We start from the raw sequence: 22952 nt of genomic DNA on the forward strand, positions 1-22952 counted from the left end.
GCCTTTCCTAGCGTCCGCGGCGGTCGTGCCGGGCCTGGCACGGGACGCACCTGGCGGCGTCGGGACGGGCCTCCAGGCGCCCTTCGGGGACGGGCGCGCCGCAGCCGACGCACCGCCCGTAGGTGCCGGCGGCGACGCGGTCGAGGGCGGCCTGGACGGCGGCGCGGTGCCGGCGCAGGGAGTCGAGCGCGGCCTCGACGCGGTCGCGGTCGGAAAGGCCGGAGCCGGCGTCCGCCGCGGAATGGTCGCGCTCCGGGCTCTCCCCCCGCAGAATGGCGATGGACCGATCCAAATCCTCGACCATCATCTCCAGTCGGGAACGGGCGGCGGCTGCGTCCACGAGGTCCGAACTCCTCCCGGTGGGGGTGTGGGACTGTTGACTGAAATGCGGAAAAATCTGCATGTCTGTGCGTATGTGTCATCTGAGTCCTGTCGGCCCCCGGGGCAGGTCGCGTGGGTTTTGTCGGTGGTCCCGGTTACGGTGCGGGGCGTGATGGTGACGCAGGCGTACCGGTTCGCGCTGGACCCCACCCCCGCGCAGGCGCGGGCGTTGCGCTCGCATGCGGGCGCGGCCCGGTTCGCGTGGAACTGGGGCCTGGCCGCCTGCCGGGACCGCTACGACGCCGAGGGCAGATGGTGGTCGGGCGCCGAGTTGCACCGGCTGTGGAACCAGGTGAAGAAAACCGACCCCACGCTGGGGTGGTGGGGCGAGAACTCCAAGTGCGTCTACCAGGAGGCGTTCCGGGACCTGGACCGGGCGCTGCGCGAGTTCGTCCGGTCCCGCAAGGGCACCCGCAAGGGGCGGCGTCCGGGGTTCCCCCGGTTCAAGAAGCGCGACCGGTGCCGCGACTCCTTCCGGTTCTGCACCGGTGCAATGCGCTGCAGCGGCCGGACGGTGACGCTGCCGCGCCTGGGCACGATCGCCACCCACGACTCCACCCGCAAACTCGCCCGCCGGATCGAGAACGGGACGGCGCGGATCCTGTCGGTGACGGTGTCGCGGACCGCGCACCGCTGGTACGTCTCCTTCACCGTCCAGGTCGACCGGCACGTCCCGGAGCGGCATGCCAGGCCGGGCAGCGCCGTGGGCGTCGACCTGGGCGTCACGACTCTGCTGACCACCGTCGACAACCACGGTGCCGTGACCGAGATCGCGGGGCCCAAGGCGCTGCGGGCAGGGCTGCGCAAACTCCAGCGGCTGAGCAAAGCCCACTCGCGCACCCAGCACGGGTCGGCCAACCGCGCCAAGGCCGCCGGACGGCTCGCCCGCCACCACGCCCGCGTCACCAACATGCGCACCGACACGCTGCACAAGGCCACCACGCACCTGGCCGCCCGCTACGAGACCGTCGTGGTCGAAGACCTCAACGTCACCGGCATGCTCGCCAACCGGCGGCTCGCCCGCGCCGTCGCCGACCAAGGTTTCGGGGCCGTCCGGCGCATGCTTTCCTACAAGACCGGTTGGAGGGGCGGACGGCTGCTGGTCGCCGACCGCTGGTTCCCCTCCTCCAAGATTTGCTCGGCCTGCGGTGGGCGAAAGCCAAGCCTGTCGCTGTCCGAGCGGACGTTCCGGTGCGACGCGTGCGGCCTGGCCTTGGACCGCGATGTCAATGCCGCGACCAACCTGCGTGACCTCGCCGCCAGTGGGGCGGAGAGACAAAACGCCTGTGGAGGCGATGTCAGACCCGGCCCCGCCGGGCAACCGCCCGCGAAACAGGAACCCGGCACCACGCCCCGCGTGGATCAGACCGGGACCGCCGCCGCGCAAGCGACGGCTGTCTGGAGAACGGATACTCACATCCGCTCACATCCCAGGTAACGGTCTCCGGGCAAAGCCCGCGGACGGGAGCGTCGGCTCCGGCCGCCGGAACCGGGAAGGGCCGGGGCGGCGGCGTCAGAACAGCGCGCCGGAACGGTCACCGGAACTATCCCCATCGCTGGACGGTTCTATGAGTTCCGGGCCGTTGTTTTTCACGCTGTTGACCAATTTCGACACCGGAAAGGCGTCCATCGTGCCCGCCATCGCGGGGACCAGCAGTCCCCGCACCCGCTCCGGCTCGGTCAGCTCGGGATCGAGCCAGGCGTCCCACTGGTCGGGCCGGACGACCATCGGCATCCGGTCGTGGATGCGGCCGAGGTCGTCGGGCGCGTTCGTGGTGATCACCGTGCACGTCCACAGCCAGTCGGCGTCCTCGTCGCCGCGCGGCTTCCACAGCTCGTAGAGCCCCGCCATCGCCATCACGCCGCCGTCCTTGGGGCGGATGAAGAACGGCTGCTTCTGCGGCTTCTTCTTCGCCTTCTTCTCGCCCTCGGCCGGGTCGCCGGCATTCTGCAGCGTGTACCACTCGAAGTAGCCGTCCGCGGGCAGCAGGCAGCGCCGCCTGGCGAACGCCCGCCGGTACGACGGCTTCTCGTGGACGGTCTCGACCCGCGCGTTGATCATGCGGGAGCCGATCGACAGGTCCTTCGCCCACGACGGGACGAGCCCCCAGCGCAGCGTCCGGAGCTGCCGCACCGCCTCCTCGTCCTCCGGGGCGTCCTTCGGCCGCCGGCTGAGCACCGCCGGGACCTGCTTCGTCGGGGCGACGTTGTAGTCGGGCTGGATCTCCCCGCCGGCCGCGTCGACCTGCACCTGGAACTCGTCCAGCAGCTCCTGACGCGCGCGGGTGGTGGCGTATCGACCGCACATGGCGCTGACCTCCTTCGCCGAACCTTTCCGGAGCGGGCGCCGCGATCACGGCGGCCACGGGAGCCCTCACCGGGAGCCTACGAGGCCGGTCGGACCTTCTCCGCGCCCGCCGCTCTCCTCCATTAGCCGGACCGCCCGCTCCACGGCGACGGGGTCCGCAACACGCAGCAGCCCGAGCGTCGCCTTACCCGGGTGCTTGAGGCCGCTTCTGCCGGGCATGTAGCGGGTCATGCGACCCATCGAGACCCTGGCCCGCCCCCTGGTGGCGGCCCCGTTCATCATGACCGGTCTGGAGGCGGTCCGCGATCCGCGCCCGCGCGCCGAGCAGGTCGGGCCGTCGGTGAAACCGATCGCCGACCGGATCGACTGGATGCCGAAGGACCCCGAGACCCTCGTCCGGATCGAGGGCGCGATCAGCGTCGGCACGGGCGCGCTGCTCGTCCTCGGCAAGTTCCGGCGGCTGACGACGCTGCTGCTCGCCGCGCAGATGGTGCCCGCCCTCGCGACCGAGCACCGCTACTGGACCGAGGACGACCCCGACCGCCGCGCCGAGGAGCGCACCCACCTGGTGAAGAACGCCGCGCTGTTCGGCGCGCTGCTGATCTCGGCGACCGAGCCCCGGCGCCCCCCGCGCCTCGCCGAGCTGCGCCGCGCCGCGCGCGAGTCGCAGATCAGGGCGGGCGCCGAGGCCAAGGCCATGCGCCGCGAGGCCGCGATGACGCTGCGGGAGGCGCGCCGCGAGGCGGCCCGGCAGGTCCGGGTGGCCCGCGCGGAGGGCGGGCGGAAGGCCGCCCGCAAGGCGGCCAAGACCGGCGGCGGCGGTGCCGCGCTCGGCGCGAAGCTGGGCAAGGCGTCCGCGAAGGCGGGCAAGGCGTCCGGCAAGGCGTCCGGGGCGATGGCGCAGGCCGGCAAGTCCATCAAGGCGGGCGCGGTGACGCAGGCCGCGAAGGCGGCGAAGTCCGGCAGGGGCGGCGGCGCGAAGCTCGGCAGGAAGCTGGGCCGCGCGTCCGGGAAGGCCTCCGGCAGGGGCGGCGCGCTCGTGGGCGGCCTCAAGCTCGGCAAGGCGTCCAAGAAGGGCGGCAGGCTCGGGCTGATGGGCGGCAAGGCCGCGGGCAGGGCCGGCAAGGCGCAGGGGATGGCGTCCCAGGCCGGCAGGACGGTGAAGGCGCAGACCGCCGCGCAGGCGGCCCGCGCCGCGAAGGCCGGCAAGACGGTCGGGACCGGCACGGCGGCGCAGGCCGGCAAGGTGCTGCAGGCCGTCAGGCACTGAGCGGACCGACCCGGGTGACGGTTTCCCGAAGGCAGCCTTAACGCGCCCTCAAATCCGTTGAACCGCGAGCCGGACTGGTCGCGTACTGCCTGGTGACCGCCCGCTACCTGGGTCCCCGACCGACACGGAGACGCCCGGCCATGGCAGCACCCGGATCGACCCGCCGGACCGGCGGCCTGCGGAGCCTGCTCCGCAGGCCGGGTCCGGGCGGCCCCCCGCCCCCCGCCCCGTCCGGCGAGGATCTCGTGGCGGAGCTGTACCGGGAGTACCAGCGGCCGCTGATGTCGTTCGTGCTGCGGCTGACCGGCGGCGACCGGCAGTGGGCGGAGGACGTGGCGCAGGAGACGATGATCCGGGCGTGGCGCAGCGCGGACCGGCTGGACGTCCGGTCGACCTCGCTGATGCCCTGGCTGGCCACGGTCGCGCGGCGTATCGTGATCGACGACCGTCGGCACCGCGACGTCCGGCCGCCCGAGGTCGGTGACGCCCCCCTGGAGAACCTCCCGATGGCGGACGAGATGGACGCCCTGCTGCGCAAGGTCGTGGTGACCGAGGCGCTGGCCTCGCTGTCGCCCGCGCACCGCCAGGCGCTGACCGAGACGGTGCTGCGCGACCGGACGGTCAACCAGGCGGCCGAGCACCTCGGGATACCGGTGGGGACGGTGAAGTCCCGGGTGTACTACGCGCTGCGCGCGCTGCGCGTCGCCCTGGAGGAGAGGGGGGTGAACTCGTGAGTTCCCAGGTCGAGCACACCGATGTCGGCGCCTACGCGCTCGGGCTCCTCGAAGCCGACGATCGGCGGGCCTTCGAGGCGCATCTGCGGGGGTGCGGCTTCTGCCAGGCCGAGCTGCAGGAGATGGGCTCGATGGCACAGGCGCTCTCCGGAATCGACCCCGTGGAGGCCGAGCCCCCGGGCGAACCGGCGCGGCCGCCGGCGCCGGTGATCGACATGGTCCGGCGCAGGCGGGCGCGGGACCGGCGGATGCGGCGCGTCGCCTACGGGGCGGGCGCGGCGGCCGCGGCGGCGCTGGTGGCGATCGGGGTCGGCGTCGGGACGACGCTGGGCGACGACGACGGAGCGAAACCGCAGCCGCAGCCGCAGGCGATCGTCGGGGAGCGGCACCAGGCGACGGACGCGCGGAGCGGCGCGTCCGGCACCGTCGGGCTGGTGAACAAGAAGTGGGGCACGCAGGTCACGTTCGAGCTGACCAAGGTCAAGGGCCCGCTGAAGTGCCATCTCGAGGCGGTGTCGACGTCGGGGGCGCGGTCGGTCGTCGGCGGCTGGCGCGTGCCCGCGCCCGGGTACGGCGTCCCCGGGTCCCCGAAGCCGCTCGCGATGCAGGGCGCGACGGCGCTGTCGCGCACCGAGATCAGCCGCTTCCAGGTGGTGGTGGACGGCAGCGGGACGACACTGCTGACCATCCCGCTCTGACTCCCGGAACGGTTCGCGCCGTCCCCTGGGCCGCCCGATAACCTTGGGGCATGCCCTCTCCGCACTGGAACGCCCCGGTGGCCGACGGCCCGGTCGACGCCACGGTCCGGCTGCCCGGCTCCAAGTCGATGACGAACCGTGCGCTGATCCTGGCGGCGCTCGCCGAGGAACCGGTCCGCATCGTCCGGCCACTGCACAGCCGCGACACCGAGCTGATGGCGGACGCGCTGCGCGCGCTCGGGGCGAGCATCGGTGCGGACTCAAAAGCCGTTGCCGGGGGGTCTGGGGGGTCGTCCCCCCAGAAGGACGCCGCCGTTGCCGGGGGGTCTGGGGGGGCGTCCCCCCAGAAGGACGCCGCCGACTGGCGGACCGTGCCGCAGGAGCTGCGCGGGCCGGCACGGGTGGACACCGGGCTCGCCGGGACGGTGATGCGGTTCGTCCCGCCCGTCGCGGCGCTCGCGGCGGGCGAGGTCGCCGTCGACGGCGACCCCTACGCCCGCAAGCGGCCGATGGGTCCGATGATCAGCGCGCTGCGGGCGCTCGGCGTGTCCGTCGACGACGGCGGGCGCGGCGCGCTGCCGTTCACCGTGCACGGGACCGGCGCCGTCGACGGCGGCCCGGTCACGATCGACGCATCCGGGTCGTCGCAGCTGGTGTCCGGGCTGCTGCTGGCCGCGCCGCGGTTCGGCAAGGGCGTGGAGGTCCGGCACGAGGGGCCGCCGGTGCCGTCCGCGCCGCACCTGGCGATGACCGTCCGGATGCTCCGCGACCGCGGCGTGACGGTCGAGACCGGCACCGACGTGTGGCGGGTCGCGCCGGGGCCCGTCCGCGGCGGCGAGTGGCTGATCGAGCCCGACCTGTCGAACGCCGCCCAGTTCCTGGCCGCCGCCCTCGTCACCGGCGGGCGCGTCACCGTCCCGGACTGGCCGTCCGACACCGACCAGCCCGGCGACGCGCTGCGCGACCTGCTCGCCCGGATGGGCGCGGACGCGGCGCCCGGCCCCGGCGGGCTGACCGTCCGCGGCGCCGGCGGGTTCGGCGGGCTGGACGCCGACCTGCACGACGTCGGCGAGCTGACCCCGGTGCTCGCGGCGCTCGCCGCGCTCGCCGACGGCCCGTCCCGGCTGACCGGCATCGCGCACCTGCGCGGCCACGAGACCGACCGGCTGGCGGCGCTGGTCACCGAGATCAACGGGCTCGGCGGGGACGCCCGGGAGCTGCCGGACGGTCTGGAGATCCGGCCGCGCCCGCTGCACGGCGGCGTCTTCCGCACCTACGACGACCACCGGATGGTGATGGCCGCGGCCGTGCTGGGGCTGGCCGTCCCCGGCGTCGAGGTGGAGAATCCCGGCACGGTGGGCAAGACGCTGCCGGGCTTCACGGAGCTGTGGGCGTCGATGCTGGCGTCCGCCTGACAGGGCGCGCCGGCTGAAGAACGGAGACCGGACCACTGGCACGACGAGTACAGGACTACGACGAGGACGACGTCCGGGTGCGGCCCGGGCGCCGCGGGTCGCGCCCGCGGACCCGCCGCCGCCCGGCGCACGACGACGCCTCCGCCGGGTTCGTGACGGCGGTGGACCGCGGCCGGTACCGCGTCCTCGTGGACGGCGGGACCCGCGACGAGCGGGCCGTCGTCGCGATGCGCGCCCGCGAGCTCGGCCGCAAGGGCGTCGTGGTCGGCGACCGGGTCGCGCTCGTCGGGGACGTGTCCGGCGCGCAGGACACCCTCGCCCGGATCGTCCGGGTGGAGCCGCGGGTGTCCTCGCTGCGCCGCACGGCCGACGACACCGACCCGTTCGAGCGGATCATCGTCGCGAACGCCGACCAGCTGGTGATCGTGACGGCGCTGGCCGACCCGGAGCCGCGCCCCCGGATGATCGACCGGCAGCTCGTCGCCGGCTACGACGCCGGGATGGACCCGCTGCTGTGCCTCACCAAGGCCGACCTCGCCGACCCGGGCGGCTTGGTCGCCGAGTACGCGCCGCTCGGCGTCCCGTACGTGGTGACGCGGCGCGGCGGCGACCTCGACGAGCTGCGCGGGCACCTGTCGGGACGGATGAGCGTGCTCGTCGGGCACTCGGGCGTCGGCAAGTCGACGCTGGTGAACGCGCTGGTCCCGGACGCGGAGCGGGCCGTCAGCCATGTCAACGCGGTGACCGGGCGGGGCCGGCACACCTCGTCGTCGGCGATCGCGCTGGAGCTGCCCGGCGGCGACGGCTGGATCATCGACACCCCGGGGGTGCGCAGCTTCGGCCTGGCGCACGTCGAACCGGAGAACGTGATCAACGCGTTCGAGGACCTCGCGGAGGGCGCGGCGGAGCGCTGCCCGCCGCTCTGCGACCACCTGCAGGAGTCCTGCGGCCTGGACGGATGGGTCGAGGACGGGCACGCCAGCCGGGCCCGGCTGGACTCGCTGCGCCGGCTGCTCGCCAGCCGGGAGGGCGAGCCGGAGTAGCCGCCGGCCCCGCGAACCGGGCGGAAACGGCTCTTCACTCCGGGTGGTACGTCGGTATCGTCGCCTGCATGCCGCGCACGATCGACGAGGGCCGCTACGAGCTCCTGGAGGAGCTCGGCCGCGGCGGGATGGGCGTGGTCTGGCGCGCCCGCGACACGGTGCTGCGCCGCGAGGTGGCGATCAAGGAGGTGTCCCCGCCGCGCGGCCTGGACGGGACGCAGACCGAGCGGATGTACGCGCGGACGATGCGGGAGGCGCAGTCGGCGGCGCTGCTCGACCACCCCGGCATCGTGACCGTGCACGACGTCGTGAACGAGGACGGCCGCCCCTGGATCGTCATGCGGCTGGTGCCCGCGCCCGCGCTGGACGCGGTGGTCCGGCGGGACGGGCCGCTCGCGCCGGACCGGGTGGCGCGGATCGGGCTGGACCTGCTGGGCGCGCTGCGGGCCGCGCACGCCAAGGGCGTCGTGCACCGCGACGTGAAGCCGGCGAACGTCCTGCTCACCGAGGAGCGGGCGGTGCTCACCGACTTCGGCGTCGCCACCATCGCCGGGGACGAGGCGCTCACCCAGACCGGCGCGATCGTCGGCTCCCCGGCCTACCTGTCGCCCGAGCAGGCCCGCCGCGAGGACGCCACCGCGGCGTCGGACCTGTGGTCGCTGGGCGCCACGCTCTACGCGGCGGTCGAGGGCCGCCGCCCGTACGACCGCCCGGACATCTACGCCCTGATGGGCGCGCTGCTCCAGGACGACCCCGACCCGACGGTCGGCGCGGGCGCGCTGGAGCCCGTCCTGCACGGGCTGCTCCGCCGGGATCCGCGCGACCGCCTCGGCTACGACGAGACCGAACGGCTGCTGCGCGCGGCGGCGGTCCCGCAGGGGGCGCACGCGCCGCCGCAGCCGAACCCGGAGCCGCGGCGGCTCGACGCCACCATGGGCGAGGGCGGCGCGGAGACGATGCCGCCCGGCAACGCTCCCCCGCCCCCGCGACCCGCTCCGATGCCGGTTCCCGGGCCGTCGCCGCACCCGGCCCCGGCCCCGCCGCCCCGACCGCGGCGGCGGTGGGAGCTGATCGTCCCGGCGGGGATCTTCGCGGTCGCGCTGGTCGCGGCGGCCGTGGTGTTGGCGGTCTTCGTCGACGGCGGCGGCAACGGCCCGGGCGGCACGCCGAGCACCCGCACGCCGCCGTCCGGCGCCTCCGGCCCCGGCGTTCCGGCCGGGTACCGCGCGTACAGGGGGTCGGCGTTCGTGGCGGCCGTCCCGAAGGACTGGACAGCGGACGAGTCCGGCGAGGACGTCACGTTCAGGGCCCCCGGGAAGGACGCGACCCAGGGCGTCGCCGTCCAGCGGGTGAACACCGGCCTGCTCGGCACCGACCCCGGGGACGCGCTCGCCTCAGCGGCGCAGGGCTTCGACGACAAGGGCACCGGCTACACCGACTACCACCAGGTGTACTTCAACCGGAAGGTCCCCTACCACGGCGATAACGCGGCGGAGATCGAGTTCACGTTCACGCAGAACGGCACGCCGAGCCGCGCCCGCGTGCGGGTGTTCCGATTCGACGGCGCGCTGTACCAGGTGCTCGCGGCGGCCGACCAGGCGCACTGGAACGCGACCGTGCCCGCCTACACAACGCTTCTCAACACTTTCCGCGCGCCCGGCTGACGACCCGGGGCCGGCCCGGCCCGTGCGACCGGCCCGGTCGGCCACGGCCGGACGCCGGAAGGATCAGCGGCCGGCGCCGTCGTCCGGCGGGTCGCCGAACAGGGCGCGGGCCCGCGCCTCGGCCTCGTTCAGGGCCCGGACGTGCTCGGGCGCCAGCTCCTCCACGCACCGGGTCATCTCCTCGGTGACGTGGCTGAACGCGCTCTCCTCGGCGGCGCGCAGCGCGGCCCGCACGCTCGCGGACCGGGCGCCGAGCGCGGCCCACTCCAGCTCCAGCCGCGCGACGGCCTCGTCGAACGCGCGGGCCGTCCCGGCGCCGGCCTCCTTCAGCTCGCCGGGGATCGGGCCGCGCCCCGCCTTGCGGGCCTGCGCGGACAGGCCGGAGATGCGGCCGGCGAGCGCCAGCCCCTCGCGGGCCAGCGGCAGCACCTCGGTGATCAGGTCGGTGACGGCCCGGGCGAGCTCCTCGACCCGGGTGAGCAGGGTCCGCGTCGCCTCGTCCAGCGCGGCGGAGGTGCGGGCGGCGACCCGTTCGGCCACGTCCCGGCGGCTGCGGGACAGCACCGGGACGACGTCGCGGTCGAGCCGGCGGCGCAGCTCCTCCTCGCGGGCGCCGGCGCCGGCGCGCTCCGTCCAGTCCGCCCAGAGCCGTTCGAGTCGCTCGTCGCCGGACGCGGCGATCTCCGTGGTGATCTCCTCGAGCGCCTCGCCGGCCCGGGCCTTCAGCCGTTCCACCCGCCCGTACAGGGCCTCCCGCTTGAACGGGTCGTTCAGCTCGTTGAGCTGCGCCTGCAGCCGGCGGGAGACGTCGATGGCGTGCTCGGCCAGGGGGACGAGGCGGTCGGCGAACTCGTCGAGCGTCCGCGCGCGGCGCGGGTCGGTGAGCTCGGCGACCCACCCGGGTAGGTCGTGGGCCATGCGCCCATGCTGCCAGGTGCCCGCGTCCGGCACCGGCCGCCGCGCCTCACGGGCGGACCGGAATGCCGCAACGGCCCCGGGTGAGTGTGTCGGTGCGGGGTGTGATCGCGGTAGCGTGGCACGCCGTGGCGGGCTATTCCGATGACCTGCGTCTCGCGCACGTGCTGGCGGACGGGGCCGACGACATCACGACCAGGCGTTTCCGCGCCCTCGACCTGAGCGTCGAGACCAAGCCGGACCTGACGCCGGTCAGCGACGCCGACCGCAGCGTGGAGGAGCAGATCCGCGGCACGCTGAAGCGGGCCCGGCCGCGGGACGCGGTGCTCGGCGAGGAGTACGGCCGCACCGGGTACGGCAACCGGTGCTGGATCATCGACCCGATCGACGCCACGAAGAACTTCGTGCGGGGCGTGCCGGTGTGGGCGACGCTGATCGCGCTGATGGAGAACGACGAGATCGTGGTCGGGGTGGTGTCGGCGCCGTCGCTGAACCGGCGCTGGTGGGCGGCGCGCGGCGGCGGCGCCTGGACGGGCCGCTCCCTGACCCGCGCGACCCGGATGACGGTGTCGGCGGTGACGGAGCTGTCGGACGCGTCGCTGTCGTTCTCCAGCCTGAGCGGCTGGGAGGCGCAGGGCCGCCTCCCCCACTTCCTGGACCTGACGCGGCAGGTGTGGCGGACGCGGGCGTTCGGGGACTTCTGGTCGCACATGATGGTCGCGGAGGGCGCGATCGACATCTCCACCGAGCCGGAGGTGTCGCTGTGGGACCTCGCCGCCCTCCAGGTGATCGTGGAGGAGGCGGGCGGGATGTTCACCGACCTGTCGGGGGTGCCGGGCCCGGACGGCGGCAGCGTGGTGTGCACGAACGGCCGGCTGCACGCGGAGGTGCTGCGCACGCTGGGCGGCGGGCAGCTGTCGCTGCGCGTCTGACGGCCGCCGCCGCGCGTCCGGCGACTGGCTTCGCACCGGACTCGCGACATATCGTGGAACAGCGGTCGCGGGACGGCCGTTGTAACAGATGGGCGGCCCGTAAACGGAGGTACCAGATGTCGACCAAGACCAAGGTAGTGATCGGTGGAGTCGTCGTCGGCTTCCTGACCCTGTTCATCTTCCCGTGGTGGCTGAGCTTGCTGATCATCCTGGGCGTCCTCGGGGCGCCGCTCGCCGGCTACCTGATGCTCGACCCGTCGCAGCGCAAGCGCGTCCGCGCGCAGGGCCGCAAGCGGCTGGGCGGCTGATCCGGGCCCGGCCCGGCACGCCGTAGCATTCGCCCGTGGCGGAGATGCGGATCGGTGTCGTCGGGGCCGGGATCCTCGGGCTGGCCATCGCGCGGCGGCTGACCGCGACGCGGCCGGACGCGCGCGTGACGGTGCTGGACAAGGAGGCCCGCGTCGCGGCCCATCAGACGGGCCACAACAGCGGTGTCGCCCACGCGGGCCTCTACTATGCGCCGGGGTCGCTGAAGGCGACCCTGTGCCGCCGCGGCATCGGGCTGCTGAAGGACTACTGCGCGGAGAAGGGCCTGCCGTACGAGGAGTGCGGCAAGGTCGTCGTCGCGCGGGACGCGAGCGAGCTAGGCCCGCTGGAGGAGATCGAGCGCCGCGCCACCGCGAACGGGGTGCCGGGCCTGCGCCGGCTGACGGGCGCCGGGCTGCGCGAGATCGAACCGCACGCCGCCGGGGTCGCGGCGCTGCACTCGCCGAGCACCGCCATCGTCGACTTCCCGGCGGTCGCGCGCGCGTTCGCCGCCGACGTCACCGCCGGCGGCGGCGAGGTCCGGCTGGGCTTCGAGGTCGTCCGGCTCGGCCGGGCGGGCGACCGCGTCCGGGTCGGCTCACCGCACGAGGACCTGCTGTTCGACCTGCTGATCGTGTGCGCGGGCCTGCAGTCCGACCGGGTGGCCCGGCTGGCGGGCGACGCCGCCGAGCCCGCGATCGTCCCGTTCCGGGGCGAGTACTACCGGCTCGTCCCGTCCCGGACGGACCTGGTCCGCGGCCTGATCTACCCGGTGCCCGATCCGCGGTACCCGTTCCTCGGCGTCCACTTCACCCGCCGCGTGGACGGCGGCGTCGACGTCGGCCCGAACGCCGTCCTGGCGCTGGCGCGGGAGGGCTACCGGCGCCGCGACGTCCGTCCCGCCGACCTGTGGGAGACGCTGTGCTTCCCCGGCTTCCGGCGGCTCGCGCTGCGGCACTGGCGGACCGGCGCGAAGGAGCTGTACGGATCGGCGGTCAAGCGGGCGTTCGTCGCGCAGGCGCGCGGCTTCGTCCCTTCACTGACCTTGGACGACGTCGTCGCCGCGCCCGCGGGCGTCCGGGCCCAGGCGGTCGACCCGGACGGCTCGCTGGTGGACGACTTCCGCATCGGCCGCGTCGGCCCGGTCGTGACCGTCCGCAACGCCCCCTCGCCCGCCGCGACCTCGTCCCTGGCGATCGCCGAGCACATCACCGCCCGCCTCTGACCCGTTGAGTTGCGGCGAGTCGTCGTTATGGGACGCCTCATAACGACGACTCGCCGCAAGTCAACGGACGGGCCAGAGCCTGCGGTCGGCGGCGCGGGGGTCGTGGACGATCTCGTCGGACGGGTGGCCGAAGAGCTTCACCGCCCGGCCGGACGGGTCGAAGCGGTCCCAGCCGGGGTCGCCGCCGACGGCGAAGGAGACCCAGGCGCGGTGCATGCGGTCGGCGAGCTCCTGCGGCGGGTTCGGGCCGGCGAGGCCCTCGGGCTCGGCGGTGAGGTTGTCGAAGACGAACCCGAGTTCGAGGGCGTGGCAGGCGCCGAGGTCGTGGTTCGGGGACCGCCAGCCGAACTCGTACATCCAGGTGCCGCCGGTGCCGCCGGACGCGGCGTGCCGTTCGGCGAGCCGGTTCGCGGGGATCCGGAACAGGCTGTCGGTGATGATCGTCGCCATCAGCTCGCCGGGCGGGACGCCGGGGTGCCGCTCCCGGTAGGCGGCCGCCACCGCCGGCGGCACGCCCATCCCGGCGGTCGCGGCGGACACCAGGTCGTCGGTCATGGCGGCGGCGATCCCGGTCGGCATCAGGAACAGCCGGAACTCCTCGGAGGTGTAGCCGGTGAGCAGGTCGACGTCGCGTCCGGCGCCGTCGCCGACCGCGTCCTCGGGCCGGCGGGCGAGCAGCTCGCCGTCCAGCACCGGGGTGAGCGACATGCCGCCGGCGGCGGTGGTGGCGCCCCAGCGGCCGGGGTCGGGCAGCGCGGTGACCTCGGCGGCCACCGCGGACTGGACGGGGATGATCGCGGCCGGGTCCAGCGCGGCGAACCCCTCGGCGGTCGGCTCGACGCCGAGCCGCGCGGCCATCTCCTTGGTGACGAGCAGCGCGTCCGCCGGGTCCTGGGCGATGGAGCCGGCGCCGCTCTGCGCGATGGCGCGGTGGAACAGGCCGAGGTCGAGGGAGAGCAGGGTGCTGACGCTCATCGCCCCGGCCGACTCGCCGAACACCGTGACGCGGGCGGGGTCGCCGCCGAACCCGGCGATGTTGTCGCGGACCCATTCCAGCGCGAAGATCTGGTCGAGCAGCCCGCGGTTGGCGGGGGCGCCCGGCAGGTGCGCGAAGCCCTCGACGCCGAGCCGGTAGTTGATGCTGACGAAGACGACGCCGTCGCGGGCGAAGTTGTGGCCGTCGTAGACGCCGACGGCGCCGGAACCGTTGCGGAACGCGCCGCCGTGGATCCACACCATGACCGGCAGCCCGGACCCGCCCGGTTCCGGGGACGCGTCATTCAGGGGGGACGACCCCCCTGTACCCCCCGCGAAGCAAGGCGTCCAGACGTTCAGGTTGAGGCAGTCGTCGCCCGGGACTACCGGGTCGGGCAGCAGCCGGTCGAAGGGGCGCGGGTAGCCGGGCTTGGGCGCGGTCGGGCCGTACTCGGCGGCGTCGCGGACGCCGTCCCAGGGCTCGGGCGGCTGCGGCGCCCCGAACCGGTTCGCGCCGAAGGGCGGCGCCGCGTAGGGGATGCCGAGGAAGGCGGTGACGCCGTCCCGGGTGGTGCCGCGAACCTCGCCGTACGCCGTCCGAACGACCGCCATGCCGCGCCTCCGATTCTAGAACGAAATTCGACAATCAGAGGCTACGGGACGGGCGGCCCGGACGGAACGGGTGATTCAGCCGGTGCCCTCCCCCGGTCGCAGCATCCGGGTGAGGTAGTCGCGGGCGAACGCGCGGATGGCGTCCTCGTCGTCCAGCGCGAGCCCGCCGCCGGGGACCAGCAGCAGCGACACCGCGACCCGCAGCAGCACCTCGGCGACGGCGTTGTGCTCGTCGGCCCGGTCGGGGCGGGCACGGCGCAGCCGGTCGGCGAGGACGTCGCGGGCGGCGAGCATCACCGCGCCGCCGTTCATGCTGAGCTGCGGCAGGAACGCCTCCGGCTCGCTCTGCAGGACGCGGGTCATCAGCGGGTGGGTGCGGGCGCTCCGCAGACCGGCGACGAACCCCTCGACCACCGCGTCCTCGGGCGAGGCGAGGCCTTCGGTCGCCCGGGCGATGCCGGTCAGGAAGCGGCGGCACTCGCGCAGGATCACCGCCTGGAGCAGCTGCTCCTTGTTGGTGAACCGCCGGTAGATGGTCGTGCGCGCGACGCCGGCGCGCTTCGCGACGTCTTCGACGCTGACCCGGCGCAGCCCGTAGGTCTCGAACTCGGCCAGCGCGGCGTCCAGGATCCGGACGTCCAGGTCGTCGCCGTCGGCGGCGGGGCCGGACAGCCGGGCGAGCAGCCCGCCGTCACCGCGCTCGGCCGGCCGGGCACTCGAGGCGTCCGTGGTCATGAACGCACCCTAACCGCCCGCACCCCACGTTGAGTTGTGGGGGGGGGGGGGGGGGGGGGGGGGGGGGGGGCGCCCCCCCCCCCCCCCCCGGTTGGTTGGGGGGGGTGGGGGTGTTTGGGGCCACCCAAACCCCCCCCCCCGCCACAAGTCAACGAGGGTCACGGGGTGGAGCGGATTCGGGCGTTGTAGGGCTTCCTTGCTTCGGGGTCGTAGTCGAGGAAGAGCGTGTCGAGGCCGTAGCGGCGGGAGACGGCCTGGCGCAGGCGGTCCGGGAGCAGGGCGCCGAGCCTGATCCGGCGGCCGAGCGCCTTCGGGACGACGACCTGGGGGCGCGGGCGCGCGATCAGGCCCGCGACGGCGGCGGCGATCTCCTCCGGCTCGCAGTTGCGCATCCCCTTCGGGCTGCGCGTCCCCGCGATCAGCTCGGTGTTGGTGAACGTCGGCAGCACCGCGCTGACGTGCACGCCCGTGCCCTGGACCTCCAGCCGCGCCGCCTCGGTGAACGCCACGACCGCCGACTTGCTCGCGTTGTAGAGCGCGAGGCCCGGCGTCGGCAGCACCCCGGCGACGGACGCGACGTTGATCACGTGTCCGCGCCCGCGCGGCAGCATCCGGCCCAGCGCCAGCTTCGTGCCGAGCATCACGCCGTGCACGTTGACGTCCAGGCAGCGGCGGGCGTCGGCGTCGCTCTCCCCGGTGACGGGCCCGATCGGCATGATCCCGGCGTTGTTCACCAGGACGTCCAGCGGCCCGGCGGCGTCCTCGGCGTTGGCGAGGAACGCCTCGAACGACTCGCGCGCCGTCACGTCCAGCGGGAACGCGGCCACGCCGAGCGACTCGCCCGCCTCGTTCACGGCGGCCTCGTCGATGTCGCCGATCACGACGGCGGCGCCCCGGGCCTTGAGCGCGCGGGCGGTCGCGAGGCCGATGCCGCGCGCCGCGCCGGTGATCGCGATGACCTTGCTCACGGGGCCTCCTATATCCGGTCCAGGCGGACGGGCAGGCCGTCCTTGGGGGACGGCAGCGACGTGGTGTCCAGCGGCCATTCGTACCGCGCGGGCACACGCCACCGGTACCGCTGCAGCACCTGGTGGAGGATCGTCTTCACCTGCATCCCCGCGAAGTACATGCCGATGCACTTGTGGGCGCCGCCGCCGAACGGCGACCACGCGTACTTGTGGACCTTGTCCTCGCGGCGCTCCGGTGAGAACCGCCCGGGGTCGAAGGTGTCGGGGTCCTTCCACCACTGGGCCATGTGGTGGTTGCTGAGCATCGGGACGACGACGGTCGTGCCGGCGGGGATGTGGTAGCCGAGGATCGAGGTGTCCTTGACGACCCGGCGCGGCAGCGCCGGGACGGGCGGGACCATCCGCAGCGACTCCTTCATCACCATGTCGATGCCGGTCAGCGCGTCGAGGTCGGCGTACTCCAGCGACGGCCGGCCGAGCCGCCCGGCGAGCGCGAACGTCTCGTCGCGCAGCCGCTCCTGCCATTCGGGGTACTTGGCGAGGTAGTACGCCATCGTGGTGAGCGTGATGGTGGTGGTGTCGTGCGCCGCCATCAGCGCGAAGATCATGTGGTTGACGACGTCCTCGTCGGTGAAGCGCTGGCCGTCGTCGGTCTCCGCCTCGCACAGCGCCGCGAACAGGTCGTCCCCGCCGTCGCGGCGCTTGCCGGGGAGGTGGTGGTAGAAGAACGCCTCCAGCTCCCTGCGGGCCCGCAGGCCCTTGTTCCAGCGCAGGCCGGGGACGTTGAACCGGACGTAGGCGGTGCCGGCGCGGACGGCGTCGATGAACGCGCCGTTGACCCGGTCGGCCTCGGCGCGGTCCAGCTCGACGCCCATGAACACGTCGGTGGCGAGGTCGAGGGTGAGCTGCTTGACGTGGTCGTAGACCTTGAACCCGGACCGGGCGTCCCACGCCTCGACGCCGCGGACGATGCCGGGCGCCATCGCCTCCATGTACGCCTGGAGCCGTGGCCGGGTGAACGCCTGCTGCATGATGCGGCGGTGGTGCAGGTGCTCCTCGAAGTCGAGGAGCATGATGCCGCGGTTGAAGAACGGCCCGATGAAGTAGCTCCAGGCGGGCCCGTTGGCGAACGCCTTGTCCCGGTTGACCAGGACGGTCTCGGCGGCCTCCGGCCCCTGGACGGTGCAGGTCCGCATGCCGAGCAGCCAGCCCCACGCGATCGGGCCGTACTCCTCGTAGCGGCGCCGGGCCATCCCGATGGGGTCGCGCATCACGCTGAGGGTGCTGCCGACGTACGGGATGCCGGGGACGCCGGGGACCGCCTTGAGGCCGCTGCCCTCCGGCGGCGGCGCGAGCACGCTCGTCATGAACCCTCCGGACGCGCCGCCCGGACCGGGGTACCGAGGGCGGCGTGCAACAAAAGTGCGGTTTCTGTTGCTTTGTTGTAACGCACGGGATGCCCGTAAGTCCAGACTTACGGAAGGTGAGTCACACCGCCGGACGCGGGCGCGCGCAGCAGCCGCCGCCGCGCCGCCTCCGTCAGCGGCCGGTACGCGCCCGCCCGGTCCCGGTAGTACGTCCGCCCGTCCGCCGCCGGAAGGCCCTCGGCGCGCAGCGGCGCCGTCCGCAGCCGCCGCCCCGCCGTGACGGGCACCTCGTCCACCACCCGGACGATCGACGGCCGCAGCCCCGGCTCGACCCGCAGCAGCGCCTCCGACAGGTCCACCGGCTTCAGCTCCGCCGTCCCGCGCAGGCTGACGGCCGCGGCGGCGAGCTCGGTGCCGCCGACCGGGACGCCGTAGACCGCGACGACGTCGATGTAGGGCAGGTCGCCGAGCGCGTCGCGGATCGGCCCCGGCGGGACGATCCCCTCCGCCGTGCGGATCAGCTCCGCGTCCCGCCCGACCGGCCAGAAGTCGCCGTCGGCGTCGCGCCGGAACAGGTCGCCGGTGATCGTCCACGCGTCCTCGGGACGGAACACCCCGCGCACCGGACGCGCCGCCGACCCGAGCGCCGGCGGCCGCACCCGCGCCAGCAGCATCCCGATCTCGCCGGGTTCGCACTCGGCCCCGAGGCCGTCCGGGCCCTGCACGAGGCGTCCGCTCTCCAGGTCGTAGCGGGCCAGCCGCACCTCGGCGCTGCCGGGCAGCGGGCGGCCGAGCGAGCCGGGCTTCTTGCCGCTCAGGTTGACCAGCACCGCCTCGCCCTCGGTCGAGGCGTAGAACTCCAGCACCCGCGCGGGCGCGAACCGGTCCTCGACCCGCCGCCACAGGTTCCGCGGCATCCCCGACCCGATGAACAGCCGCACCGCGTGGTAGCGCTCCGCCGGGTTCGGCGGCGCGTTCACCAGGTCGCGCAGCAGCGTCCAGGTGTAGGACGCGACGGTCACCCCGTAGCGGCGCGCCTCGTCCCAGAACGTCGCCGGGTCGTAGCCGGCGGCGAGCGCGAGCCGCGCGCCGCCCGCGACGGCGCCGCCGAGGCTCATCAGCAGCGCGGACGGATGCTGCAGCGGCGTGATGCTGTAGACGGTGTCGGCCGGGGACAGCGCGGCGGACGACGCCGTGCCGAACGCCGACAGCGCCCACCGCCGGTTGGTGATCCGGTTCGCGCGCAGCTGCCCGCCGTCCCCGCTGAAGATCACGAACGCGAGGTCGCCGGCGCGTCCCGGGTTCGGCCGGTACCAGCGCGGCAGCTCCACGGTGTCCGGGTCGATCAGCTCCATGTCGGGCAGCGGCCCGCGTCCGCCCGGCCCCTCGCCGCGTCCGGCGCCGCCGAGCACGTGGCCCTCGACCCCGTCCAGGCGGGCGGCCCGCGCCGCGTGCTCGGGGTCGGCGATCACCCGGGTGATCCCGCTCAGCCCGGCCTCCGCCGCCGGGTCGCCGTCCGGGCGCAGCAGCACCGCGACGGCGCCGAGCCGGCTCAGCGCCGCGACCAGCGCCAGCGCCGACGGCCGCGTCCCCATCAGGACGCCCACCGCGTCGCCGTGCCGGACGCCGATGTGGATCAGCCCTCGCACGACCGCGTCGATGCGCCGCTTCGCCGCGTCATGGGTGTGCGCCCGGCCCTGGTAGAGGAAGAACACCTCGTCCGGCATGCGCCCGGCCTGCTCGTCCAGGAGGAGCCCCATCGACATGCGCGTGTCGGAGTGGATCCGCTCCAGCCGGGCGAGGCGCGGCAGGTTCTGCGCCGCCTCCCCGGTCAGCTGCCGCGTCCCCTGGACGGCCCGCGCCGCCGTCCGCAGCGCCGAGCGCGCCGCGCTGCTCCCGATGCCCATCGCCAACTGGAGCCCGTAGCCCGCGGGCCCGCCGGGAAGGGACGCGGGCGGGACCTCCTCGTCCCCGGTCACCGGTGCGACGATCTCGGGCAGGTCCCCGTCGCCCTCGCGCCACCGCGCCCACGCCGCGACCGCCGGCCACGTCCGGGAGATCGCGAGGCTCCCCACCACGAGCCCGAAATGCCCGGCCCGCAGGCACGCCTCGTAGACCTCGGCGCGCGGCGCGGCCCGGCGGATCCCGCGCACCATCGGCGGCGCCGCGATCTCGTCGACCTCGCCGACGAACGTCAGCACCGGGCAGGTGATGTCGGCCAGCGTGACGAGCCGGTCGCCGATCACGAACCCGCCGGTCAGCATCCGGTTGTGCTGGACGAACTGCCGGATGAACTCCGCCAGCGCCGGGCCGGGCCACGACACCCAGCCCTCCCGCTCCAGGAACCGGCGCTGCCGCTCGCGCGGCGCGAGGCGCTCCCGGTCGTGCAGCTGCATGATGAACTCGGCCCGCGACCGCACCGACTTCACCGGGCTGAGCAGCTGGAACCCCAGCCGCGTCACCCAGCCCGGCACCGCGAACCCGCCGAGCATCCAGTCCGGGATCCGCTCGGCGCCCTCCGTCGCGAGCCGGCTCGGCAGCCCGAACGGCAGCCCGACGCTGGTGTCGGACGGGCTGCCGAACGTCACGATCGACGCCACGCCCTCGCTGCGCCGGTACGCCGCCGCCTGGTAGACGAACATGCCGCCCTGCGAGTACCCGGCGAGGTGGACGTCCCGCCCGGTGATCGCGCGGACCCGGTCGATCGCGTCGCCGACCGCCACGACGTGGTCGGTGACGGTCCGCTCCAGCCCGCCGGGCTCGCGCTCGGGCGCGCCGAAGTCGACCACCCACGGGTCGACGCCGAGGTCGTGCAGCACCCCGACGGCGCTGACCCGCGAGGAGATGTCGTACACCTCAGCGGTGATCATCAGCGGCGGGACGAGCAGCACCGCCGGCCCGTCCGCCGCCCGGGGGAAGTAGTGCCGCAGCCGGTACACCCGCTGCTCGGTCACCACCTCGAACGGGGAGGCGTCCTCCTCGGTGTCGAGGCCGCCGAACCGGGCGACCTCAAGGGCGTTCTGGGCGGTGGAGCCCAGGCGGGAGCCAAGGCGAAAAAGCGTCGCGGCAACAGACGGCATCGTCGACCTCTCGGAGCGTCACCCCATGCTGTCCGTTATCACCGGCTTTAGCAATTGGACGCCCCGTTCGGAGGCCGACTTCACGGGCCGGGCCTCGGGCTCAGGCTCACGCCACGACGCGCGCGCCGTCCATCTTCCCGTCCTTGAGCCGCTCCCACATGTACCGGCGGCGCGGCTTGCCGCTGGACGTGCGCTGGATCAGCCCGGTGCCGACGACGATCGTCACCTCGACGTCCTCGCCGACCCGGCGGCGCAGCATCTCGCGCACCTCGGGCACCCACGCGTCGTCCAGGGTCTCGGCGAACAGCGCGAGGCCCTTCTGCCCGGCCCCGGGCACCCCGACGACCACGATGCGGCCCTTGCCGAGCCCGCTCACCTCGGCGATCTTGGATTCGAGGTCCTCGACGTAGACGGACCGGCCGCGCACCTTGATGCTGTCGCCCATCCGCCCCAGCACGAACAGCTGGCCCGCGTGGAAGAAGCCCGCGTCGCCCGTGTACACCTCGCCGTCGACGAACCGCGTCGACTTGGCCTCGGCGCCCGCGAAGTAGCCCGGGCACGCCGACGCACCGCCCACGACGATCTCGCCGAGCACGCCCTCGGGCATCGCGCGGCCCTCGTCGTCGACGATCCGGACCGGCACGTCCTCCTCGGGCGTGCCGCAGCCGACGATCCAGCCGGCCTTCGCGCCGAGCGACCGCGGCCCGAGCGAGTGCTCCTCCAGGATCCGCACCGGCGTCCCGAACGACAGCGACTCCGGGTCGGGCCGGACGGCCAGCGGGTCGCGCAGTTCCTTGTCCATCGTGACGAGCAGGGTCGTCTCCGCCATCCCGTAGGCCGGGCGGAACGCCGTCCGCGAGAACCCGAACGGCTCCAGCAGCTCGGCGAACACCTCCAGCGAGTGCGGGTCGATCGGCTCCGCGCCGATCAGCGCCATCTTCCAGCCGGACAGGTCGAGGCCCTCCAGCTGCTCCGGCTTCACCCGGCGCGCGCAGTAGGCGTACGCGAACGGCGGCGCCGCCGTGTGCTGCGCCTCGGCGAAGCAGCGGATCCAGCGTGCCGGGTCGCGGATGAAGTGGTCGGGGCGCATCAGCCGCAGCGCCCCCTGCCGCGCGATCGGGGTGAGGAAGCAGCCGATCAGCCCCATGTCGTGGTAGAGCGGCAGCCATGACGCGACGACGTCGTCGTCCTCGAAGCCGGCCGTGCGGGCGATCAGCTCGCTGTTGGCCTCCAGGTTGTCCCAGGTGACCATGACGCCGCGCGGCGCGCCGCTGGACCCGGAGGTGAACTGCAGCAGCGCCAGCTCCCCGGCGGGCTGCACCTCGGCCTCGGCCGCCGCCTGCCGCGGGAGCCACGGCTCGCCCGGCAGGCCCGCCTGCGCCATCGCCCGTCCGGCGTAGTCCGCGAGGTCGGCGGACGCGGCGACCAGCACCGGCTCGGCCTGCCGCAGGATCGCGGCCACGTGCGCGACGTAGTCGTCGCCGTCCTGGAACAGCGGCGGGGTGATCAGGCAGACGGTGGCGCCCGCGGCCCACACGCCGAAGTAGGTCTCGATGCAGGTGAAGTCCGTGGGCAGGATCAGGCAGACCACGTCGCCCGGGCGGACGCCCTCCTCGATCAGCGCCCCTGCCGTCCGGCGCGCGGCGGAGGCCAGCTCACCGTAGCCGCGGAAGTCCCAGCCGCCGTCGTCGGCCGCCAGGTGCACGCCGCGTCCGGTGTTCGGCTTGTCCAGCCAGTCCCGCAGCGCAGATGCCATCGTCTCCCCTTTTACATGCTTGCTCGGCCACCCACGTGACTCGCGGGTAACTTCACCAGCACCCCGCGTCCGGCGTCAACCGGCCCGACCGGCAAACAGACCGCCCGGTCATTTGGAGAGATCCAACAAACTAGACACGCTCGGGTTTGTCAGCCCGGACGGCCGCCGCGGCCCGCGCGAGCCCCCGCCACCCGAGCAGCACCAGCCCCAGGAAAACGAGCGCGACCAGCACGAACGTGAACGCGATCCCCTGCCCCGCAACGACCCGCAGGACCATCCCCACCACGACCGCCGACAGCCAGACACCGACCCCCACCGGCACCGCGTCGGCCCGCCGCCGCCACGCCCGCAGCACCGCCCATCCCGCCGCGACCCCCACCAGGAACGGCCACGCGGTGCCGAGGAACCCCGTCACGCTCCCCGCCTCGTCATGCGAGCTCCGCCCGATCCCCACGAACACCAGCACGCAGCAGACATCGAGCGCACCCGCCACCACATTTCGCATACGCCCAGGCTATGTCCGCCTTCGAGCAGCCCCGCGACGGCCCCGGCAGATCGTCCTACGATG

At 74.3% G+C, this 22952-nt stretch carries 20 protein-coding genes; 10 read left to right on the forward strand and 10 right to left on the reverse strand.

Translation table 11 applies throughout. The annotated features are described in order from the left end of the window. Positions 1-7 precede the first annotated feature (7 nt). Positions 8-340 carry a TraR/DksA family transcriptional regulator gene (locus F8568_RS33530; RefSeq protein ID WP_151597713.1) on the reverse strand — a complete coding sequence of 111 codons (333 nt, stop codon included), beginning with the start codon at positions 338-340 and terminating at the stop codon, positions 8-10. 153 nt (positions 341-493) lie between these two features. Here F8568_RS33530 and tnpB point away from each other — a divergent pair, with 153 nt between their 5' ends. Continuing rightward, entirely contained in the window at positions 494-1819 is a 1326-nt protein-coding gene (gene tnpB, locus F8568_RS33535; RefSeq protein ID WP_236009773.1) for an IS607 family element RNA-guided endonuclease TnpB, read from the forward strand. Between the two features lie 75 nt (positions 1820-1894). Here the strand turns inward: tnpB and F8568_RS33540 are convergent, their stop codons facing one another. Continuing rightward, positions 1895-2689, reverse strand: a complete 795-nt coding sequence (locus F8568_RS33540; RefSeq protein WP_151597715.1) for an SOS response-associated peptidase — start codon at positions 2687-2689, stop codon at positions 1895-1897. A gap of 229 nt (positions 2690-2918) precedes the next feature. Here F8568_RS33540 and F8568_RS33545 point away from each other — a divergent pair, with 229 nt between their 5' ends. The 6 genes from F8568_RS33545 (at position 2919) to F8568_RS33570 (ending at position 9513) form a co-directional block, all read left to right on the forward strand. Beyond that, positions 2919-3959, forward strand: coding sequence for a DoxX family membrane protein (locus F8568_RS33545; RefSeq protein ID WP_151597716.1), 1041 nt, complete (start codon positions 2919-2921; stop codon positions 3957-3959). Positions 3960-4099: 140 nt separating this feature from the next. Continuing rightward, positions 4100-4693, forward strand: a complete 594-nt coding sequence (locus F8568_RS33550) for a sigma-70 family RNA polymerase sigma factor (protein ID WP_151597717.1) — start codon at positions 4100-4102, stop codon at positions 4691-4693. Beyond that, entirely contained in the window at positions 4690-5391 is a 702-nt protein-coding gene (locus F8568_RS33555; protein WP_151597718.1) for an anti-sigma factor family protein, read from the forward strand. Before F8568_RS33550 ends, F8568_RS33555 begins: the two co-directional genes overlap by 4 nt. A 50-nt stretch (positions 5392-5441) precedes the next feature. Next, positions 5442-6806 carry a 3-phosphoshikimate 1-carboxyvinyltransferase gene (gene aroA, locus F8568_RS33560; protein WP_151597719.1) on the forward strand — a complete coding sequence of 455 codons (1365 nt, stop codon included), beginning with the start codon at positions 5442-5444 and terminating at the stop codon, positions 6804-6806. A gap of 77 nt (positions 6807-6883) precedes the next feature. After that, positions 6884-7849 carry a ribosome small subunit-dependent GTPase A gene (gene rsgA, locus F8568_RS33565; RefSeq protein ID WP_328601139.1) on the forward strand — a complete coding sequence of 322 codons (966 nt, stop codon included), beginning with the start codon at positions 6884-6886 and terminating at the stop codon, positions 7847-7849. Positions 7850-7917: 68 nt separating this feature from the next. Then, complete coding sequence (locus F8568_RS33570; RefSeq protein WP_160573862.1) at positions 7918-9513, forward strand: serine/threonine-protein kinase; 1596 nt, start codon at positions 7918-7920, stop codon at positions 9511-9513. Positions 9514-9576: 63 nt separating this feature from the next. Here F8568_RS33570 and F8568_RS33575 read toward each other — a convergent pair whose 3' ends face one another. Next, on the reverse strand, positions 9577-10431 hold the full coding sequence (locus F8568_RS33575; RefSeq protein ID WP_151597722.1) for a hypothetical protein: 855 nt from the start codon (positions 10429-10431) through the stop codon (positions 9577-9579). A 125-nt stretch (positions 10432-10556) separates the two neighbouring features. Here F8568_RS33575 and hisN point away from each other — a divergent pair, with 125 nt between their 5' ends. From hisN to lhgO, 3 genes are all read left to right on the forward strand, one after another. Next, entirely contained in the window at positions 10557-11360 is an 804-nt protein-coding gene (hisN, locus tag F8568_RS33580) for a histidinol-phosphatase (protein WP_151597723.1), read from the forward strand. Positions 11361-11476: 116 nt separating this feature from the next. Continuing rightward, complete coding sequence (locus tag F8568_RS33585; RefSeq protein WP_151597724.1) at positions 11477-11668, forward strand: hypothetical protein; 192 nt, start codon at positions 11477-11479, stop codon at positions 11666-11668. Between the two features lie 44 nt (positions 11669-11712). After that, positions 11713-12891, forward strand: coding sequence for an L-2-hydroxyglutarate oxidase (gene lhgO / locus F8568_RS33590; protein ID WP_151597786.1), 1179 nt, complete (start codon positions 11713-11715; stop codon positions 12889-12891). 60 nt (positions 12892-12951) lie between these two features. Here the strand turns inward: lhgO and F8568_RS33595 are convergent, their stop codons facing one another. The 7 genes from F8568_RS33595 to F8568_RS33625 all read right to left on the reverse strand — a co-directional run bounded on the left by F8568_RS33595 (position 12952) and on the right by F8568_RS33625 (position 22889). Further along, positions 12952-14478: a carboxylesterase/lipase family protein gene (locus F8568_RS33595; protein WP_151597725.1), complete on the reverse strand. Its 1527-nt coding sequence runs from the start codon at positions 14476-14478 to the stop codon at positions 12952-12954. 75 nt (positions 14479-14553) lie between these two features. Further along, positions 14554-15213, reverse strand: a complete 660-nt coding sequence (locus tag F8568_RS33600) for a TetR/AcrR family transcriptional regulator (RefSeq protein ID WP_151597726.1) — start codon at positions 15211-15213, stop codon at positions 14554-14556. A 158-nt stretch (positions 15214-15371) separates the two neighbouring features. Further along, entirely contained in the window at positions 15372-16181 is an 810-nt protein-coding gene (locus F8568_RS33605) for an SDR family oxidoreductase (protein WP_328601140.1), read from the reverse strand. A gap of 8 nt (positions 16182-16189) precedes the next feature. Then, positions 16190-17548 (reverse strand): cytochrome P450, encoded by a 1359-nt coding sequence (locus tag F8568_RS33610; protein WP_151597728.1) that lies wholly within the window; start codon positions 17546-17548, stop codon positions 16190-16192. A 107-nt stretch (positions 17549-17655) separates the two neighbouring features. Next, positions 17656-20628: an AMP-binding protein gene (locus F8568_RS33615; protein WP_151597729.1), complete on the reverse strand. Its 2973-nt coding sequence runs from the start codon at positions 20626-20628 to the stop codon at positions 17656-17658. Between the two features lie 106 nt (positions 20629-20734). Beyond that, positions 20735-22384, reverse strand: a complete 1650-nt coding sequence (locus F8568_RS33620; protein WP_151597730.1) for an AMP-binding protein — start codon at positions 22382-22384, stop codon at positions 20735-20737. 130 nt (positions 22385-22514) lie between these two features. Further along, complete coding sequence (locus F8568_RS33625; protein ID WP_151597731.1) at positions 22515-22889, reverse strand: DUF3054 domain-containing protein; 375 nt, start codon at positions 22887-22889, stop codon at positions 22515-22517. Positions 22890-22952: the final 63 nt, after the last annotated feature.

The sequence above is a fragment of the Actinomadura physcomitrii genome (assembly GCF_008923205.2).
In the GTDB taxonomy this organism is placed as follows: Bacteria; Actinomycetota; Actinomycetes; order Streptosporangiales; family Streptosporangiaceae; genus Spirillospora; species Spirillospora physcomitrii.

Coding starts and splice junctions, on each gene's coding strand:
- F8568_RS33585 (WP_151597724.1), top strand. CDS start 11,477: ATGTCGACCAAGACCAAGGTAGTGATCGGTGGAGTCGTCGTCGGCTTC.
- F8568_RS33600 (WP_151597726.1), bottom strand. CDS start 15,213: ATGACCACGGACGCCTCGAGTGCCCGGCCGGCCGAGCGCGGTGACGGC.
- F8568_RS33615 (WP_151597729.1), bottom strand. CDS start 20,628: ATGCCGTCTGTTGCCGCGACGCTTTTTCGCCTTGGCTCCCGCCTGGGC.
- F8568_RS33575 (WP_151597722.1), bottom strand. CDS start 10,431: ATGGCCCACGACCTACCCGGGTGGGTCGCCGAGCTCACCGACCCGCGC.
- F8568_RS33570 (WP_160573862.1), top strand. CDS start 7,918: ATGCCGCGCACGATCGACGAGGGCCGCTACGAGCTCCTGGAGGAGCTC.
- F8568_RS33620 (WP_151597730.1), bottom strand. CDS start 22,384: ATGGCATCTGCGCTGCGGGACTGGCTGGACAAGCCGAACACCGGACGC.
- lhgO (WP_151597786.1), top strand. CDS start 11,713: ATGCGGATCGGTGTCGTCGGGGCCGGGATCCTCGGGCTGGCCATCGCG.
- F8568_RS33545 (WP_151597716.1), top strand. CDS start 2,919: ATGCGACCCATCGAGACCCTGGCCCGCCCCCTGGTGGCGGCCCCGTTC.
- F8568_RS33540 (WP_151597715.1), bottom strand. CDS start 2,689: ATGTGCGGTCGATACGCCACCACCCGCGCGCGTCAGGAGCTGCTGGAC.
- F8568_RS33595 (WP_151597725.1), bottom strand. CDS start 14,478: ATGGCGGTCGTTCGGACGGCGTACGGCGAGGTTCGCGGCACCACCCGG.
- aroA (WP_151597719.1), top strand. CDS start 5,442: ATGCCCTCTCCGCACTGGAACGCCCCGGTGGCCGACGGCCCGGTCGAC.
- tnpB (WP_236009773.1), top strand. CDS start 494: ATGGTGACGCAGGCGTACCGGTTCGCGCTGGACCCCACCCCCGCGCAG.
- F8568_RS33610 (WP_151597728.1), bottom strand. CDS start 17,548: ATGACGAGCGTGCTCGCGCCGCCGCCGGAGGGCAGCGGCCTCAAGGCG.
- F8568_RS33550 (WP_151597717.1), top strand. CDS start 4,100: ATGGCAGCACCCGGATCGACCCGCCGGACCGGCGGCCTGCGGAGCCTG.
- F8568_RS33625 (WP_151597731.1), bottom strand. CDS start 22,889: ATGCGAAATGTGGTGGCGGGTGCGCTCGATGTCTGCTGCGTGCTGGTG.